15 protein-coding genes are annotated in these 17,399 nt (G+C 61.0%); 3 read left to right on the top strand and 12 right to left on the bottom strand.

The annotated features are described in order from the left end of the window. The first annotated feature begins 49 nt into the window (after positions 1-49). Positions 50-1,513 (top strand): M20 family metallopeptidase, encoded by a 1,464-nt coding sequence (locus ACTQVX_RS07190; RefSeq protein ID WP_441540264.1) that lies wholly within the window; start codon positions 50-52, stop codon positions 1,511-1,513. Between the two features lie 140 nt (positions 1,514-1,653). Here the strand turns inward: ACTQVX_RS07190 and ACTQVX_RS07195 are convergent, their stop codons facing one another. The 11 genes from ACTQVX_RS07195 to ACTQVX_RS07245 form a co-directional block, all read right to left on the bottom strand. Further along, positions 1,654-2,901 (bottom strand): DUF4013 domain-containing protein, encoded by a 1,248-nt coding sequence (locus ACTQVX_RS07195; protein ID WP_441540263.1) that lies wholly within the window; start codon positions 2,899-2,901, stop codon positions 1,654-1,656. Between the two features lie 150 nt (positions 2,902-3,051). Continuing rightward, the gene (locus ACTQVX_RS07200) at positions 3,052-4,074 is read right to left on the bottom strand and encodes a YitT family protein (RefSeq protein WP_441540262.1); all 1,023 of its coding nucleotides are present in this window, start codon (positions 4,072-4,074) and stop codon (positions 3,052-3,054) included. Between the two features lie 207 nt (positions 4,075-4,281). Next, positions 4,282-4,803: an Asp23/Gls24 family envelope stress response protein gene (locus ACTQVX_RS07205; protein ID WP_154514821.1), complete on the bottom strand. Its 522-nt coding sequence runs from the start codon at positions 4,801-4,803 to the stop codon at positions 4,282-4,284. Positions 4,804-4,847: 44 nt separating this feature from the next. Next, positions 4,848-5,225, bottom strand: a complete 378-nt coding sequence (locus ACTQVX_RS07210) for a DUF2273 domain-containing protein (protein ID WP_441040759.1) — start codon at positions 5,223-5,225, stop codon at positions 4,848-4,850. After that, the gene (locus ACTQVX_RS07215) at positions 5,218-5,763 is read right to left on the bottom strand and encodes a hypothetical protein (protein ID WP_441540261.1); all 546 of its coding nucleotides are present in this window, start codon (positions 5,761-5,763) and stop codon (positions 5,218-5,220) included. Before ACTQVX_RS07215 ends, ACTQVX_RS07210 begins: the two co-directional genes overlap by 8 nt. A 165-nt stretch (positions 5,764-5,928) precedes the next feature. Continuing rightward, positions 5,929-6,735: a YebC/PmpR family DNA-binding transcriptional regulator gene (locus ACTQVX_RS07220; protein WP_154514825.1), complete on the bottom strand. Its 807-nt coding sequence runs from the start codon at positions 6,733-6,735 to the stop codon at positions 5,929-5,931. A gap of 165 nt (positions 6,736-6,900) precedes the next feature. Continuing rightward, the gene (locus tag ACTQVX_RS07225) at positions 6,901-9,084 is read right to left on the bottom strand and encodes a DUF6020 family protein (protein ID WP_441540260.1); all 2,184 of its coding nucleotides are present in this window, start codon (positions 9,082-9,084) and stop codon (positions 6,901-6,903) included. Positions 9,085-9,230: 146 nt separating this feature from the next. Further along, entirely contained in the window at positions 9,231-10,052 is an 822-nt protein-coding gene (lgt, locus tag ACTQVX_RS07230; protein WP_441056382.1) for a prolipoprotein diacylglyceryl transferase, read from the bottom strand. A gap of 109 nt (positions 10,053-10,161) precedes the next feature. Next, positions 10,162-10,440: a NifU family protein gene (locus tag ACTQVX_RS07235; RefSeq protein WP_370450539.1), complete on the bottom strand. Its 279-nt coding sequence runs from the start codon at positions 10,438-10,440 to the stop codon at positions 10,162-10,164. A 188-nt stretch (positions 10,441-10,628) separates the two neighbouring features. Further along, positions 10,629-11,153: a deoxycytidylate deaminase gene (locus ACTQVX_RS07240; RefSeq protein ID WP_154514829.1), complete on the bottom strand. Its 525-nt coding sequence runs from the start codon at positions 11,151-11,153 to the stop codon at positions 10,629-10,631. 88 nt (positions 11,154-11,241) lie between these two features. Continuing rightward, complete coding sequence (locus ACTQVX_RS07245) at positions 11,242-12,093, bottom strand: type III pantothenate kinase (protein ID WP_154514831.1); 852 nt, start codon at positions 12,091-12,093, stop codon at positions 11,242-11,244. Between the two features lie 306 nt (positions 12,094-12,399). Between ACTQVX_RS07245 and ACTQVX_RS07250 the strand changes: the two genes are divergently transcribed. Continuing rightward, positions 12,400-14,100, top strand: a complete 1,701-nt coding sequence (locus tag ACTQVX_RS07250) for an OPT/YSL family transporter (protein ID WP_441560704.1) — start codon at positions 12,400-12,402, stop codon at positions 14,098-14,100. Between the two features lie 209 nt (positions 14,101-14,309). After that, complete coding sequence (locus ACTQVX_RS07255) at positions 14,310-15,449, top strand: DUF389 domain-containing protein (RefSeq protein ID WP_441015161.1); 1,140 nt, start codon at positions 14,310-14,312, stop codon at positions 15,447-15,449. 63 nt (positions 15,450-15,512) lie between these two features. Here the strand turns inward: ACTQVX_RS07255 and ACTQVX_RS07260 are convergent, their stop codons facing one another. Next, the gene (locus ACTQVX_RS07260) at positions 15,513-17,249 is read right to left on the bottom strand and encodes an aryl-sulfate sulfotransferase (protein WP_441560706.1); all 1,737 of its coding nucleotides are present in this window, start codon (positions 17,247-17,249) and stop codon (positions 15,513-15,515) included. Positions 17,250-17,399: the final 150 nt, after the last annotated feature.

A 17,399-nucleotide genomic window follows, 5' to 3' on the forward strand; every position in this document is an offset into this window, starting at 1 on the left:
GAAAGAGCCTGTACGATTTTGCGATAAACCAGCAAGGAGCAAATCGACCATGACGAAGACCAAGGCACAGCAGATTATGGCAGCGACCGAGGCCCGCGCGGCTGATGACGTCACCGCAGCCATCCAAGATATCGCCGCCGAGTTTGAGCCCTACATCATCAAGCAGCGCCGGCACTTCCATAAGCACCCGGAGCTGAGCCTCGCCGAAGAGCGCACGACTTCTGACATCGCCAACCAGCTCGACGCCATGAATATCCCCTACGAGCGCCCGCTTAAGACGGGCCTGGTGGCGACCCTTCGCGGCACCGCACCCGACGCCTACCGCGAGGACGGCACGCCGCGCCGCCGCATCCTGCTGCGCGCGGATATCGACGCCCTACCCGTCACCGAACAGACCGGCGAGGAGTTCGCCAGCGTCAACGAGGGCTGCATGCACGCCTGCGGCCACGACTGCCACATTGCCATGATGCTCGGCACGCTGCAGATCCTGCGCCATATGACCGACGACATCCACGGCGAGGTCCGCATCGTCTTCCAACCCAGTGAGGAAAACGGCCAAGGCGCCAAACTCATGATCGGCACGGGTGTGCTCGACGGCGTCGATGGCGCCTACGCCGCACACATCTGGAGTGAGGTCAACGCCGGCACCGTAAGCTGCGAGCCCGGTCCGCGCATGGCCAATACCGACTGGTTCCGCATTGATGTCCGCGGGACCTCGTGCCACGGCGCCATGCCCCAGCGCGGCCACGACGCCGTCATGGTGGCGGCCGAGATCGTCAACGCCCTGCAGACCATCGTTTCGCGCGAGATCAGCCCCTACGAGCCGGCCGTCATTACCGTCGGCGAGCTGCACGGCGGCACCGCGCGCAACGTTATCGCCGGTACCGCCTACCTCGCCGGCACGGTGCGCACCTATGGCGATTCGACGCACGAGGAAATGCCCGAGCTCATGCGCCGCATCGTAGAGCACACTGCGGCGGCCCTGGGCGCCGAGGCTGAACTTACCGACTACACCATCGCCAACTACAAGGTCGAAAACGACGTCGCCTCGAGTGAGCGTTGTCGTCAGGCCGTGGTCAAGTGTCTGGGTGCAGCCGGCGAAGGCCATTATCGCGGCACGCTTTCGGGCGAGGATTTTTCGGAGTACCTGCGCCGTGTACCGGGTGTGCTTGCCTTTGTGGGCACGCGCAACCCCAAGATTGGCGCCACGTACGCCCAGCACTCCTGCTTCTATAAGATCGACGAGAGCGTGCTCGCCAAGGGCTCCATGGTGGCCGCTCAGTATGCCATCGACTTTTTGGCCGAGCCCACGCAAGAGGAGCTCGACGGCCCCGCTATCGCCGCGGTTGCCGAGACCAATCCCGATCTGGCAGCCAAGCTACGCTCTGCCAAGGCAACGGCCGCCGAGGCCCGCGACGCCATGCACGACGCCCGCACCGCCCGCCATGCCGCCATCAAGGGCATCCACGAAGCTCGCACCGCCGCTCGTCACGAGGAGAAGCACAACGAGTAGTCGAATCGCGACCATCTCGCAGCCGTAGCCACATCGCGATGTCAAAGCGGGGGCGGACGTTTCGACACGTCCGCCCCCGCTCATTCGTCAAGCACTATTTCTACCATTTCTATCCCGTCCCCAAATGGCAGGTGACAGGGCTACTCGTCTTGCGGGTCCTCGTCGGAGCTTGGCTCGGGTTCCGTCTCGGGCTCGGGCTCCGTCGTGGGCTCGGACTCCGGCGCAGATCCCGGGACAGACTCAGGCTCGGGCTCAGGCGCGACATCCGGAGCGCTGTAACCCGAAGGAGCGGACTTCTTCTCGAAGGGCAATACAAAAGTCAGGACGTCGTCCTTATCCTCGTCGGCCCACTCGCTTGCATAACGTGCGACCCAATAGCCAACGGCACGGTGCTTGAGCATCTTGCCAAAGACCGTTAGAAATACGGTGACGAAAGCGATCAGCACCAGGAACAGCACGAGTGAGATGCCACCGCCGGTAACAATTGCCTCAATACCCGTAGGACGATAGTAGTATCTATACATACCGACAGAGGCAATGGCGCCAAAGACCGCCGTCAAGATCCATGTGACAACGTTGGCGACCAGGCCCGTCAAAAACTCGGGAAGGAATGAAGCGCAAAACAGCTTGGTCTTATTGTTCTTAAAGGCCGCCCAGACCTTGTCGAGCGAAAACGCGCTCTCGACGCGACCGGTCACCGCAAAGTGCATCACGGCGATATCGGCGAACATCTTAAAGAAGACTCCCAGGACCGCCGTGGCAATCATAGCCAGGACAAGCAGGCCAAGCGAGCCAAACAGCGCAGTCTCGAGCGCAGAAGAGCCGTAATACGAATACGAGCCCGCCGCGCCAATTACCACGCTCTCCACCAGCGAAAGCACTACACCAATAACGGGAATGGCAGCGATAATCTCGAGCACGACCGAAATAACGCTCGAAAAGACCCCGAGGCCAAACGATGTGGAACGCATCAACGGACGATCCATGCCGTCATCGATCTTAAGCGACAGGTCGCGACCCCACTCGATGCCAAAGCCCGAACCGCACACACTCGCCACGCAGGCGGCCAAAAAGCCGATGGCAGCTGCAATACCGCCGATAACGGGAATGAACAGCACGAGCACCGACACGACACAGATAAGCGCCGGCAAAAAAGCAATCTGGCACACGCGCTGCAGCACGCCCGGAGTCTTGGTCATGTCTTGGAACGCCTGAGCCACACAGCCCTTTGGCGCATTCGCCACGGGCGGTTGCGGAACAAACTGCTGGGGCTGAGACTGTCCCTGGGGAGCGGGGCCGGCGGCCTTGACCACGGTATTAGGGGCACCGCACACGCCGCAGAACTTGTCGTTATCGCCCATGGGGGCGCCACACTGCGAACAGAACATCGAAATCATCCCTTCGTATCTAGAGTGAACCACCTGGATCGCAAACGACGTCTTTGGCAACATTATCGCGCAATGTGGGGACAAATACCCCAAGATGACCGATTTGAAACGTTGGCGGCTTTATTCAATGGTTCGAAGGGTATATCCGCGCTAGTTCGTGCCGCGGAAGCCCTTGCCCACGATCTCGGAGCTGTCAACGATCGTGATAAACGCATCTGGATCGATATCGCGGGTATAGCGGCGCAGTTGCACTGCTTCGCGACGGCTCAGCACGCTCATGATCACCGTCACGCAATTGCCCGAGAAGGCACCGTAGCCGCGGCTGATCGTTGCCGTGCGGTTGAGATGCTTGACGATAAACTCCTCGACTTTGCGTGGCTCGGCGCAAATAATCGTACAGACCTTGCGCAAATGAATGCTCTCGATGGCCTTGTCGACCACAAGCGTCTTGGCAAACAGGCCGAGCACGCAGTACAGGCCAACGCGCGGACCGTACAAAAAGGCCGCGATGGTCACGATGCCGATATCGACCAGTAGCAAGGCGCGTCCGATCTCGAGCGTCGTGCGACGCTTGAGGATCATGGCAAGGATATCGGTGCCGCCCGTTGAGGCGCCAATGTCAAAGACAATGGCACTGCCCAGCGCCGGCAAGATAACGGCAAAGCACAGGTCGAGCCACATATCGCCCGTCATCGAAACATCCGTCGGAATGAAGAGCTCAAACAGCGAGACGTAGGCCGAAAGCGCAAACGAGGCAAAAACGCTCCAAAGGATTGCCTTGCGCTCCAAAAAGATAAAGCCCAAGACGACGAGAACCGCGTTGATAATCCACATAAAGACGCCGACGGGCAGAGTCGGGAACAGCGTGGAAAGAATGACCGACACGCCCGAGGTTCCGCCGAAGGCAAAGTGATTGGGGGTTTTAAAGGCCACGATGGCGAACGCCGTGAGGATCAGGCCCAGATTGAGCTCGGCGAAAAAGCGCGGGAAGCCCGGCTCCTGGCTGCGCTTGCGGCCGGCGCGCTCGCCACGTTCGATATCCTCGCGACCGACAACGCGCTCCATCGGCACCACGGGAGGACGATGCACCTCCTCGGCGGCACGCGACGCCGCCTCTGCCGCAGCGGCCTCAATCGCCCATGCCTTGCTTTCTGTTTCGTGCTCGTCGGCCATTACGGCAACCCCTCGTTAACGATTTGGAAACAATGCGCCCATTAGGGTAACGCGGAGCGCGAAGATTGCAACCCTTAGTTAGACGAGCGGTATGCCTACATCGGGGGCATACAAATAACGGCCGGCCGCACATGCATCCGTGCGGTCGACCGTTTAGCGTTTTCGCAGGTAAAACCTATCGAAACAAACCTGTCCCTATTTGGTAGGCTACTCGTGCTGGCTGGTGCGGTGCTCGTACTCCTCGGGGGTGATGACATCCTCGATGCGCAGGTTGACGCCTGCCACCTCAAGGCCGGTCATCGCGGCCAGACGCTCGGTCACGCGCGCCTTAACGTCGTCGAAAATCGCGGGTGCGTAGGCGCCGTACTCGATAATGACGGAAATGTTGACGACCACGCGGTTGTCATCGGTGACCTCGACCGTCACGCCCTTGGTCAGGTTCTCGGCACCAAACTGCTCCTGAACAAAGTGCATAAGGTTGCCCTTCATGCCCAGGACGTGCGGCACCTCGCGGGTAGCCATGGCGACGATCTTCTCGATCACACCGTTGGAATAGGTCAGCGAATCCTCGGACTCGTCCGCTTCCTCATCATCCTCGTCCGCATCGTCGGCGGGCTCGGCCTCGACGAGCGCCCCGTCCTCGAGCGTTACGTCCTCAGCCTCGGCGGCGACGGTCTCGTCTGCCTCGAGCTCGGTATCGGCCACATCGACCTTCGTATTAAAAGCCATGGTTCCTCCTTATGCCCACCGCACACGCGGCGGTCGAATACATACTAGCGGCCGCTAAACAGACGGCCGAAGAAGTTGACGATCCCGTTCTCGCCGTCACGGATCTGGCCAATCACGGCGCCGATCAGCACAAAGAATGCGATGACGAGTGTGTCCCACAGGCCGAGCGTGAGCACCAGCACGGCGAGCACAAAACCAGCGACGGCTCCGAGCGTGGTGTTGGGATGACGGACGGCATAGCTCCAGATGGCCGCCCCCGTACCCTTGATGAGACCCATGGCCTCGTCAAAGTCGTTGGCGGCGCTGTCGTGCTGCTCGCCGGCCTCGGGGGTGGTGTCGGCGGACTCGCCTGCCGGCGTAGCGTTCTGGTCGATCGTCAGGCGCGGGGTGCGGACGGTCTTGTCTTGATTGGTATCACTCACCGGAAACCTCCACGGTCTGGACGGTAGTCTTGGACGGCAAAAAACGGACGCGCGCGGTCGTGCCCGGCGTGCCGAGCATGGTGTCGCAGGCCTCCTCGATACGTTGCTGCATCGCGGTTGCAAGGGAGGCCACGTCCCGGTCATCGAGCGCGATGGCGTCGACCTTAAAACGGACGAGCGATTCGTCGGAACCCTGCACGCGCGCCTCGACATGCTCGACCATCACACGGTCGTCGCGCTCTGCCGCAGCGCGAGCGCACGAGGAAAGCGCTGCGAGGGTGACCTCGATGTTGCGCTCCCCCGCCGGATGCACGCAGGACGGCTCGCGACGCGCTAACATCAGGCGGAAAAACCCGATGAGCACGCCAAGTGCCACGATGGCGGCGCACACCGTAACGACGACGCGAGGCATGGTGTCACGCAACAGCAGCATAAAGCGATACGTATACGGTCCCCAGAACTGGCAGACAAGCGTGCCCAGCGCCACGATGGCGGCGGCAAGGTACACGGTTGCTAGGGCTCGTTTGAGTACGCGCACGCGCGCTCCCTTCAGGTTTCGGTCCACAGAATGCAAAACGATTCGCATCATTATAAAAGAGCCGGGTCCGGTGCCATACGCACGCGGATCCGGCTCATCTATTCCACGAGGCTTGTATGCTCGCTTCATTATGCCCAGATATGCACGGCTTAACCCGTGCAGGCGCTACTCCTCCTCGAGGGCAGCGATGACCTCGTCGGTCATGTCCATGGTGCTGTAAACATCCTGAACGTCGTCGAGCTCCTCGAGACGGTCGATGAGGCGCTGGACCTTCTTGGCATCGGCGCCGGAGACCTCGGTCGGGGTGGTCGGAACCATGGTGGTCTCGGAGCCCTTGACCTGGATGCCCTGCTCCTCGAGCGCCTTGGAAACAGCCATGACGTCGTTGGCGGCGGTCCAAACGATCCACTCCTCGCCGGCGTCCTCGTAGTCGTCGCCACCGGCCTCGGCGATAGCCATCATGAACTCTTCCTCGTCACCGGCAGCACCGTTGGCGATCATGGTCTCCTTCTTGGCGTTCTCGTCCAGGATCTCCTTGGCGACGACGATCTGGCCCTTGCGCTCAAACTGGAAGGCGACGGAGCCGGAGGTGCCCAGGTTGCCGCCAGCGTGGGAGAAGGCGGAACGGACATCGGCGGCGGTACGGTTGCGGTTATCGGTCAGGCAGTCGACGTAGACGGCAACGCCGGCGGGACCATAGCCCTCGTACACGATGTTCTCGTAGACGGCGGCATCGGCACCCGAACCGAAGGCCTTGTCGATAGCGGACTTGATCTTGTCCTTGGGCATGGACTGAGCCTTGGCCTTGGCAACGGCGGCGGCGAGGCTGGCGTTGTTCTCGGGCAGCGGGTCGCCGCCGAGACGGGCGGCAACGGTGATGTTGCGGCTCAGCTTGGAGAAGAGGGCGGAACGCTTGGCGTCCTGCGCGCCCTTACGATGCTTGGTTGTGGCCCACTTAGAGTGTCCGGACATACGTGTCTCCTATCGGTTTCGACCTAAAGCCCAGCGCAGATGCTCGGGCAATATAAACAAACGTCGTTATGATATACCTACTGGCCTGCGAGATAAACCCCAAAATGAAGGCGTCGTGATGATGCAGCCCCTTGGTGCAAAGTAACCTGTCCCCTTTGCACCAAGTTAGAACCAGAGGAGGTCGCTGCGGGTAATGGTGGCGCCGATGGCGAAGGGCATGCAGGCGATGACTGGATACAGGTAGCGCATGTAGGTCGAGCCGTTGCAGGGACCGATCAGGCACACGGCGAGCACGCCCAGCAGCGGCACCCAAATGGCCAGCCCGCGCCACGAATGACGACGTAGCAGATAGACCACCACAGCGATCATGATCCACACATAGGTGGCCGAGCTCATGGTGAGCGAGATAAACGGGATGCGTTGTACTGCCACGCGATACAGGTTGATCAGGTGGTCGCACCAGCGCACAACCTTGCTATCGACCGGATGGAAGTCGAAGTACTTGAGGTTATCGGGCTTCGCCATGATCTCGGCACTGCGCGCCGTGCTGTAGACCCACGCATCGCGGGCACTCGGATAAAAGTAGCCGTAGTAGTTATTGATGAGCGCCGAGATATAGCACTCGGGATCCTTTTTGAACATCTGGGCCCACACCTCAAAATAGGCCTTGATGTCCTCCTGTGAGGCGTACTCGTTAAAACAGTTTTTTACGGCATCCGACTTGTCGGGGTTGTAACGGCGGCCCAGATTCTCGTACTTAAGCACCCGATCGATCGCAGCGCGTTCCTTATCGGTCACCAGACCGTCGCAGGGAGCTTCCTCAATCGTGCCGTCGTCTTTGACCTTGGGGTTAACGCCCGAATTAAGGCCGTCGTGCTTTTGGACGAAGCGCGCCGTCTGTTGAAACGGAATCGAGAGGATCTCGCGCTTGGAACCCGGCGTGATATCGTGCTCGGGCATAAAGACCTTGGTAAAGTACATGTTGGAGGCAAGGCAGAGCACGAGCACCGCGAGAACGCCGGCCCAGCGGAAGCGCGGCGTGGCGCATGAGGGTGCGACGCCAGACTGTTTGACCACGCGACGGGCCACATGCGCGTCCCAGGCGCAAAACGCCGCCGCAATCACGCAGGCCGCCAACGGAAAGACCAGGCCGCCATTGCGCAAAAACGTGGAACCCATGGCGCCCAGCACGAGCAACAGCCAGTCGTGGCGCGCAAAGAGCACAGGCGTGCGCTCGCCCGCGCGCTCGGCATTGACATCGCGACGGGGCAGGCCACATGCCACGAGCTTGACGGTCTGAACGAGCAGTACCAGAAACGCATCGGCAAACAGTACGTCTTTGGTCAGCAGCGCCGCGTAGTTGGAGAACATCGGCATAAACGCAAAGAACAGCAAGATGACGCCGCGGACCGGCAGGCTCACGCCCAGCTTGCGCAGCGACGATATGGAATAGGCCACGCAGGCGGCCGTGATGACAAATTGGGCGCAGGTGTAGATGGCAAGACCCGCATTGGCGCTATTGAATAGCGAAAGCCCCAGTTGCACACACGAGCCGATGATGGCCGTGTGCACCACCGGATGATGGCCGTTGAGTAGCACGTTGGGGTTAAGCAGGCGCAGGTAGTCGCTCGTGCCATTGGGGTAGTTGAACCATTGGCGAATCTGCGCGCCCGTATCTCCCATAAAGAGGCCGGGCAGCGAGGCGATAAGCGTGGGCGCCCAGACAATCATGAGCACAAGAAACGGCCCAACAAAAGGATGGACCGAGAGCACGGCGTGGGTAACACGCCACACGCGGCCAAAATGCGCCTCCGAAAACGGAATGCGGCGAGAACTCAACCAATCCAAAAACTCAAAAGCCAGATAGAAGGACACAATCGCCAGAAGCATCCAGCCCGCGCCGCCAATCCAGGCGCAGATAACGCGCGCCTTGTCGCCCAGCACAATCTCGGCCGAATCGGTGAGGTCGTAACTGCGGCCGAACACCATGCAGACGGCAAAGAACAGCGACGGCAGCACGACCGAGGGGCGCCAAGCGTCACCGCGGCCAAAGAACACATAGCGAAACGGCAGCGTGAGTAGGCAGGCCAGCGCGAGCAGCATCACAGCGTCGGTATGGCCGGCAAATGAGAGGAGTACCTCGTAGCACACGTAAAGCATGCCCGTCGCCTTTGGATCGATCGCCAGGACCGCGTTGCTCGACACCGGGGCGGGATCGATGGAAAACGCCGTGGTCGCCAGCAGGGCGAGCAAAAATGCGACGAGCGTCTGCTTGGCGGGATAGCGCTTAAACCAAACGATGCGGGCGGCGTCGCGCGCAGCCGTTGTGGAGAGATCGGAATCCTTCACAGTCCGAAAAGCCTTTCTAGAAACCTGCCAAAAAGGGACAGGTTTATTTTGGCAGGTTTTATCTGGGGAAACGTTACGGTTCTGTCATCGTTGCCTGGAAAAACCGCCACAAAGGCGCCTGTTCCCCTTTGTGGTGTATGTGGTGGTTAGGCGTCGAGATAGATGCGCTGGGGACGGTTGCGACGGAGGGCAAAAATGATGAGCGCCAGGCCCGCAATCACGAGCGGCAAACTCAGCAGCTGGCCCATGGTGATGACGCCGCCCAGCAGATAGCCCAGCTGGGCATCGGGCACGCGCACGAACTCAACGAAAAAGCGGACGATGCCGTAACCCATCACAAACACACCCATAAACGCACCCTGGGGCAGCAGCGGTTTTTTGCGGCTGAGCACCTGCAGAATGCAAAAGAGCACAATGCCCTCGAGAAATGCCTCGTAGAGCTGGGATGGATGGCGCGGCATATCGCCCGCGGTGCCGCCAAAGATCACGCCCCAGGGCAAATCGGTCGGCTTGCCCCACAGCTCGCCGTTGACAAAGTTGGCGCAGCGCCCCAGGCACAGGGCCAGCGGAGCACCGATAACGGCAAGGTCGGCGATGGTCCAGGCGTCGAGCTTGTACATACGGCACACGAGCACGCCGCCGATGATGCCGCCCACCAGGCCGCCATGGAAACTCATGCCGCCTTCGTTGGTGGCAAAGATCTCGAGCGGATGCGCCCAGTAGTAGCCGTCACCGTAAAAGATGACGTAGAACAGACGGGCGCCAATGATGAGGCCAAAGACCACACCAACCACGACACTCATCAGGTCGTCGACCGTAATGTCAAAACCCCAACGACGCTGCGTGCGGTACATGACGACCGCCGTGAGCAGAGCTCCGACCACATAGGCCAAGCCGTACCAGTAGATGGTGATGGGCCCCGCCGAAATGGCGACAGGATCAAGCATATGGTAGAGGTCGTTGAGCATATCGGTCCCCCTGCTCCCTACATACAAATGCGGCCGCGGGCCTTTCGCTCGCAGCCGCACATTTGGGCATGACGTCTATGCGGAGCACATCGCCCGCAGCTTTCGCTTCTCAGAACGGCGCATACTCGTCGTACAGATCCTCGGCCTCGCCGGAGGCATTGACCTGCTCGACACGCGTAACGCCGGGCACGTGCTCCTTGAGGATACGCTCGACGCCCATGGAAAGCGTCAGAGCGCTCATGGGGCAACCGGCGCAGGCGCCCTGGAGCTCCAGCTTGACGACGCCCTCGTCATCAACGCCCATATACTCCATGTCGCCGCCGTCGGCCTGCAGGTTGGGGCGAATCTCTTCAAGAACCTTCTTAAGCAGCTCTTCGTTAACAGCCACAGGGGCTCCTTTCTCACAATAACGCGGGCGCGCCCGCGGACAGAGCTATGTTACTACAGCCATGTACCCGCTCGCGAGCCGTCCATGCGCGCGGACACGACTTTCACGAGCAGTTAATTTGACAGTCAATTTGGAACGGGGCTTAATTAGCCGCTTTTGCCAACGCCCGGCGCTCGTACACGCTGCCGCTACTGCTGCGTTTGTTCCCCGGTACCAATGTGGACATCGACGATAACCTGGCGGAAGCTAATGCCACAGGAGTCGAGAATGCGGCGACTGATGCGGCCGTCGTCGGTGTCGGCGTACTTATTGTCCAGATAGACAACCTCGCCCACACCTACCTGCGCCAGGATTTTGGCACAGTCGTGGCACGGGAACAGCGTGACGTAGACCGTGGAACCCTCAAGGTCCTTGAGCGAGCCGCGGTAGTTGAGCACGGCGTTGGCCTCGGCATGAACTACGTAGTTATGCTTGTCCTGCAGCGGGTCATCGCTCGTGCCCCACGGGAAAAAGTCGTCGTTGAGCGCCGAGGGCGTACCGTTGTAGCCCACCGAAAGAATGCGGTGGTTGGTGCTGGCGATGCACGCGCCCACCTGCGTATTGGGATCCTTGCTGCGGCGCTGCGCGGCGATGGCCACGCTCATAAAGAACTCGTCCCAGCTAATAACGTCGCGGCGCTTGCCCGACGCGGTTTGATGAAGATCGTCCGACATGGCAGACACCTCCGAAATCGAAATAGTTTGGCCCATTGTAGCAGGTGAAAGGTGGGGCTGTTTCCTCCCGGCGCCGACGTTCTTGGCTTTATGCGCGGCGAGGCTTTTGGTTGATGCGGTACAGCTCGGCGAGACCCCGCAGCGTCAGCGCGTCGTCTACCGTCAGGCTGTGGCCGACCAACGCCGCGAGCGCCTCGGCATCGTCGCCGGTGATGACAATGGGCACGCTGCCCTCGCCTGCCGCCTTGGTCGAGCGCATCTCGGCAAGCACCATGTCGAGCATGCCGTCGATACGGGCAACCTCGCCCAAGACCACGCCCGAGCGCATGGCCTCGCGCGTGTTGCGACCGATCACATGCGTGGGTGCCGAGGGCTCGACTTGCGGCAGGCGCGCCGCAGCGGCCGAGAGCGAGCGAGCGCCGAGCGCCAGCCCCGGCGCGATAACACCGCCGACAAAGGTTCCGCGTGCATCGATGACCTCGATATTGGTCGTAGTGCCCAGGTCGATCACGATGCACGGAGAGCCGTAGACGGCACGGGCCGCCACGGCGTCGGCGATGCGATCGGGACCGATCTCGGCCGGGTCGTCGTAGTGCACGGGCATGCCGGTCTTAAGTCCCGGCCCCACGGTGAGCACGCGCCCCGTGCAGGTACGGGAAAGTGCCGCCTTCCACGGGCGCTCGAGCGCCGGCACCACGCAGCTCAGCACTGCTGCCGCGGGAACGAGCACACCAGGCATGCCCGCATCGGCTGCCAGTGCGCCCATGACCCGCGCGAGCCTCATGCGCGCCTCATCGGCCGTAATGCTCGGCGGCGTCGTGATCTCGCACGTCGCAAGCGGGCATTCCTGCGCCGCGGCCGAATCCTCGGCAAACAGACCAAAGCGAATGAACGTGTTGCCCACGTCGACCGTCAATATATATGCGCACCCATTAAGCATCGCCGGCGCTCCTTTCGTCTGCCCAGCAGTATATCGCCTACCCGAACCAGCCATCCCAGGTAGTCATTTTGGGACGGGGCTATTTTAGCTACCCCAATATGTCGGTTGATATTTGCCCCAATCCCAGATAATTCGTCGACTGTCAAAGGGTAGCTAAAATAGCCCCGTCCCAAAATGACTACCTTGCCGCTATACTGATGCGCGGTCGTGCGCGAGCTCACGCGGCGGCCCTTGGTAACCCGACTTCCCGCGCCGTATCCGTAGCGGCGCTTTCGGGGGAAGCGGATATACGCAAAGGAGTTCTATATGGGCAATCCCTCGAACCGCACTTCTATGCGCGGTCAACTCACGCTGCGCGGCGTCGTCATCGGCGTCCTTGGCTGCGTGATTATCACGGCAAGCTCGGCCTACACGGCCCTCAAGATGGGCGCCCTCCCCTGGCCGATCATTTTCGCTGCCGTCATCTCGCTGTTCTTCCTTAAGCTCATGGGCAATGCCAGCCTCAACGAGGCCAACGTTACCCACACCATCATGTCCGCGGGTGCCATGGTCGCCGGCGGCCTGGCGTTTACCATCCCGGGCGCCTGGATGCTGGGCTATGCCGACCAGATCAGCTGGCTCGACATGTTTATCGTGGCGCTCGCCGGCACCATCTTGGGCCTTCTAGCAACGGCGCTCATCCACCGTCACTTTATCGTGGACGCCGCGCTGGAGTTTCCCACCGGCAACGCCGCAGCCCAGACCCTGCGTGCTACCGAGGCCGGCGGCAAGACCGGCAAGCAGCTCTTTTGCTCCATGGCCATCGCAGGCATCTATAGCGTGCTGCGCGACGCCCTGGGCGTGGTGCCCAGCATGCTGTGCACGCTCAATATCCCCGGCGTGACCTTTGCCATCTACAACTCGCCCATGTTGCTGTCCATCGGCTTTTTGGTGGGCTTTGCCCCCGTCGCCTTCTGGTTTGCCGGCGCGCTGCTGGGCAACTTTGGCATTATCGTCGGCGGCACCGCTGCCGGCCTGTTCGATATTGTGACCGCGCAGGGTATCGTCAAGTCCTTAGGTATGGGCCTTATGATGGGCTTTGGCGTCGCCGTCGTCCTTAAAGACATCCTGCCGCAGGTCGCCGGTATCGTCCGCGGTCTTGCCGCCGACAGCTCCACCGACACCGACGAGCAGTCGCTCATCTCGGGCTCGCTTAAGCTCGACGCCGGCATCATCGGCCTGGGCACCGCCGCCATCGCCGTGATCATCGCCATCGCGCTCGACCTTGGCCCCGTCCCAGCCGTCATCGTCACACTGTTCACCTTTGTCACCACCATCATGAGTGCGCAGAGCTGCGGTCAGACGGGTATCGACCCCATGGAGATCTTTGGCCTCATCGTCATGCTCATCGTAGCGGCCTTCGCGCAGCTTGCGCAGGTCAAGCTGTTCTTTATCGCCGGCATCGTGGCCGTGGCGTGCGGCCTTGCGGGCGACGTCATGAACGACTTTAAGGCCGGCGCCGTGCTGGGCACCAACCCGCGCGCACAGTGGATCGGCCAGGCCATCGGCGGCATCGTGGGCGCACTGGTCGCTGCCGCCGTCATGGTCGCGCTCGTCACCGCCTATGGTCCGGACGCCTTTGGTCCTGACAAGAGCTTTGTGGCCGCGCAGGCAAGCGTAGTCGCCACCATGGTCTCGGGCATCCCGAGCGTGCCGTGGTTCGCAGGCGGTTTTATCGCCGGCATCGTCATGTATTGGCTCGGCATTCCGGCCATGATGATCGGTCTGGGCGTGTACCTGCCGTTCTACATGTCGCTCACGGCCTTCTTGGGCTCCTGCGTCAAGCTCGCCTACGACAAGTGGGCCGCACACCGCGACGCCGCCGGTCTTTCGGGCAAAGAGAAGGCTTCCAAGGATGCTGCCTTCCAGGAGCAGGGCCTGGTCGTCGCCAGCGGCCTGCTGGGAGGCGAGTCTGTCGTTGGCGTTATCCTGGCGTTTGTCTCCGTCGGCCTGAGTCTGCTGGGCTAAACCTAACAACAACGTACCCGTACAGAGCGCGGGGCCGGAGACCATCCGGCCCCGCGCTCTGTATCTGTCGAAACACTCGGCCGCAACCGCATTTGACGTCCCCCTTACCTGCTCGTCTAAGTTTCACGTCAAGATGACCGCCCCGCCCGCCACGGTGTAGAGTACATGCTGCGAGCGCACCCGCGTTCCTGCGGCAATACGAGGTGGACATGGAACTCGACAAACAACAGATCAAGCGACTACGCAAACGCCATCACCGGCGCCACGGCATTCGACCTGCCCATAGTGAGGCCCTGGAGAACACCGGCCGCTTCCTAAAGCGCGCATTCAACATTCGCGAGGGTCGCGCACCCTATCACGTGATTCGCAAGCGCTTTGTAAACGGGGCGCGGCTGACCGGCTCGCACTTATGCATCCTCATCATCGCCATGCTCATCGCGAGCATCGGCCTCGATATCGACTCGGACATTGCCATCGTGGGCGCCATGCTCATCTGCCCACTCATGGGATCGGTCCTTGCCATGGCATATGGCATCGCCACGCTCGACCGCGAGATTGCCGTCGAGGCCGTCGCCGGCCTCGCGCTACAGATGGCCTTTTGTCTGATCACGTCCACGCTGTATTTTAAGCTCTCGCCCCTTGGCACCACCACGGCCGCCATCATCGACAACTCGACGCCCACTGTGTGGGACCTTGCCGTCGCGCTCGCGGGCGGCTTTGCGGGCGGGCTGGGCAACTCGCGTGACCAGGAACCTGCCACGCTTATCGCCGGCGTGGCCGTGGCGACCGCGCTCATGCCGCCCCTGTGCGCGGCGGGCTATGGCATCGCCATTGCAAGCGGGTCACTGTTTCTCTCGGCGCTTTATGAGTTTGGCATCAACGTGGTCTTTATCGCACTGGCTGCCGAAGCCGTGCTGCTTCTTTTGCGCGTGCCGCTCAAGCGCGACCTGAACGGCGACGGTATTGTGACTGCTGAAGAAAACGCCGAGGTCAACGAGCTATCGCGCAAGGTGCGCCGCCGCATCATCGTGGGCACGGTGATCTTTGCCATCCCCTGCATTATTATGACGGCGGGGTCTATTGGCTCGGCGCAGGCCGGCGTGCAAGACGGCTACGGCGTCACTGAAACCACGCGCGAACTTGCGGCGGTGCTGCCGGGCTTTAAGGATTACACCGTCGCCGTCGAGACCTCGGCTACCGAGGGCGACAAGGAGGGCGTTGTCGAGCGCCAGACTGTCGCTCGCGTAACGACAAGCGAGACGCTCGGGGCGCACGACCGCCGTGTTGCCCGCAAGCTCATCGACCTCAACGTACCCGAACTCGATCGCGTGGAGTTTGACGTGAAGTGATGCGGAACGTGAGGTAGGCCCGGTACGAGCGCGCGCAGCCGCGGGGCACAGCCAAGCGCAGCGCTACAGCTCGTACTTGTACACGCGGTAGATGTACTTCTCGGCTTCCATCTCGTACGTGGCAATGGGCAGTCCATAGCGATCGTACTCGGCAAAGGTCTTGGCTATGCCCGATGCCACGAGCATGCTATTCGAATCGCCGACGCGCTGCGCACTACTTACGTAACCTGAGAACGGCACTGCGATCTGGTCCACAAGCTCGTAGGTGCGCGCGGTCTCGTCCACCGTAAAAATGCGCCCAAACGAATGCGTTCCCTTGCTGTAGTCGGTCACTACCGCAGCGCCCAGCTGGCCCCAGTCAAACTTGGGATAGCTCTCGGCAGCACCAAAGTTGTTGTCGTATAGCAGCACCTGGTAGCGACCAGTCGCGGTCGTCTCGTCGTTTGGCAGATAGGTCACACTATGCTGGCCTGCGTTGAGCGAAAAATCGCCTTGAGCCTGCAGCAACTTGTCCTCAAAGCCCGAGCCGGCCCAAAACTCTGGCGAGCCCATAAGCCAATCGACCGTAGGCGTACCGTAGATATCCGTGAGCTTGATGACCGTTGAGGTCTCGCGCGAGCTGAGCAAAACGGTGCCGCCGCCGAGCCACTGAATCGTGTTGATGTGAATCCAATCCAGGTCGCCGTCCGAGGCAACCTTGGCGCTTGCCTTGAGGTTGGGGAATATATCGCCCAGGTCCACGACGAGAGAGACGTCACCTGTTGTTATGTCGACCTTAATGATGAGGTCCTCTACATTAACGCGATCGTCCTTATCTTTTTTGGCAGCCGGGCGATCGACGTCCAAATCGGCTTCGGAGCCGGCGTGACTCGCCAGCACCAGCAGGTTGCCATCGTCATCGAAAGCGTAGTCGTGGTGTAGCTCGTAGTCGCCCGTGCTCCAGACGTTTACCACCTGGCCGATGGCGTTGATCTGGGCCATCTTGGTAGTCGAGACGCTCATGATCATGCTGCCATCGCCCGGGAACAGCAGGCGGTGGCTGCGGTAGCCGACAATCGGCACCTCGCCGCGAATCTGGCCGTCGTTGTCGTAGAGGTACATAAAGTCGAGCTTGGACGAGTCGTTGCCCAGAATAGTAAAGAGACCATCGGCAAGCGGCGTATTGGACTCCCCCGACGTGACGGCGAGCTGCTCTTCTTCCTCGCCTTTGAGAGCCGGCGTCTTGACCGTGAACGTCGAGGTGCGGCTGATACCGTCTTGTGCCGTGCACGTGATGGTTACCGTGTTTTTGTGGTTGGGAATGAGGCCGATGACCTTGAACTCGTGTTCCGTGGCCGGCGCGTCACCGCCGTGGGGCGTATGGGAAAACGCGGCGACCTTGGGCGTGTCACCAGTCTTTTTGCGACCGGCGACCTTGTAGGAGACGGTTACGGAATCCGTTGTCGCAAAGCGAACGTAGCAGCTCAGGGTATCGGTGCCAAAGGGATCCTGCGCGATAAACGGAGTGGTCTCGTTGTAGCCGCCGTCAGCGTACTCGGCATCGAGCCGCTCCTTGATGGCCGCCTGCTTCTCGACGTCGTAGGTCGCGACGATCTGCTTGTGGAGTTTCTTTTGCTCGTCAGTGAGCTCGTTGCTCGCAGTAGATGCGGCGCCCGTGCCGGCCCCGCCGACCGAGCAGCCCATGAGCCCTGTCCCGGCAAGCGCCAGCGTGCCCGCCGCACCCGCAAGAGCCGCTCGACGCGAAAACAGTCTGCTGTCCTTGTCACTCAATTCCATATCGTTACCGTCTTTGAATACCATTGTTGTTCCCTCATATACCACGGCGTTTGACCAGCCCTGTCTAATTATGACTCGCAGTTTAACAAACGCCCCTTAATGCAAGTTTAAGCTTGTAGCGATACGGAAACGCGGGGCGCGAAGGGAATCCGCAACCCTTCCGCTCCCAAGTGA

The sequence above is a fragment of the Collinsella sp. LCP19S3_A6 genome (genome assembly GCF_052122015.1).
Lineage (GTDB): Bacteria > Actinomycetota > Coriobacteriia > Coriobacteriales > Coriobacteriaceae > Collinsella.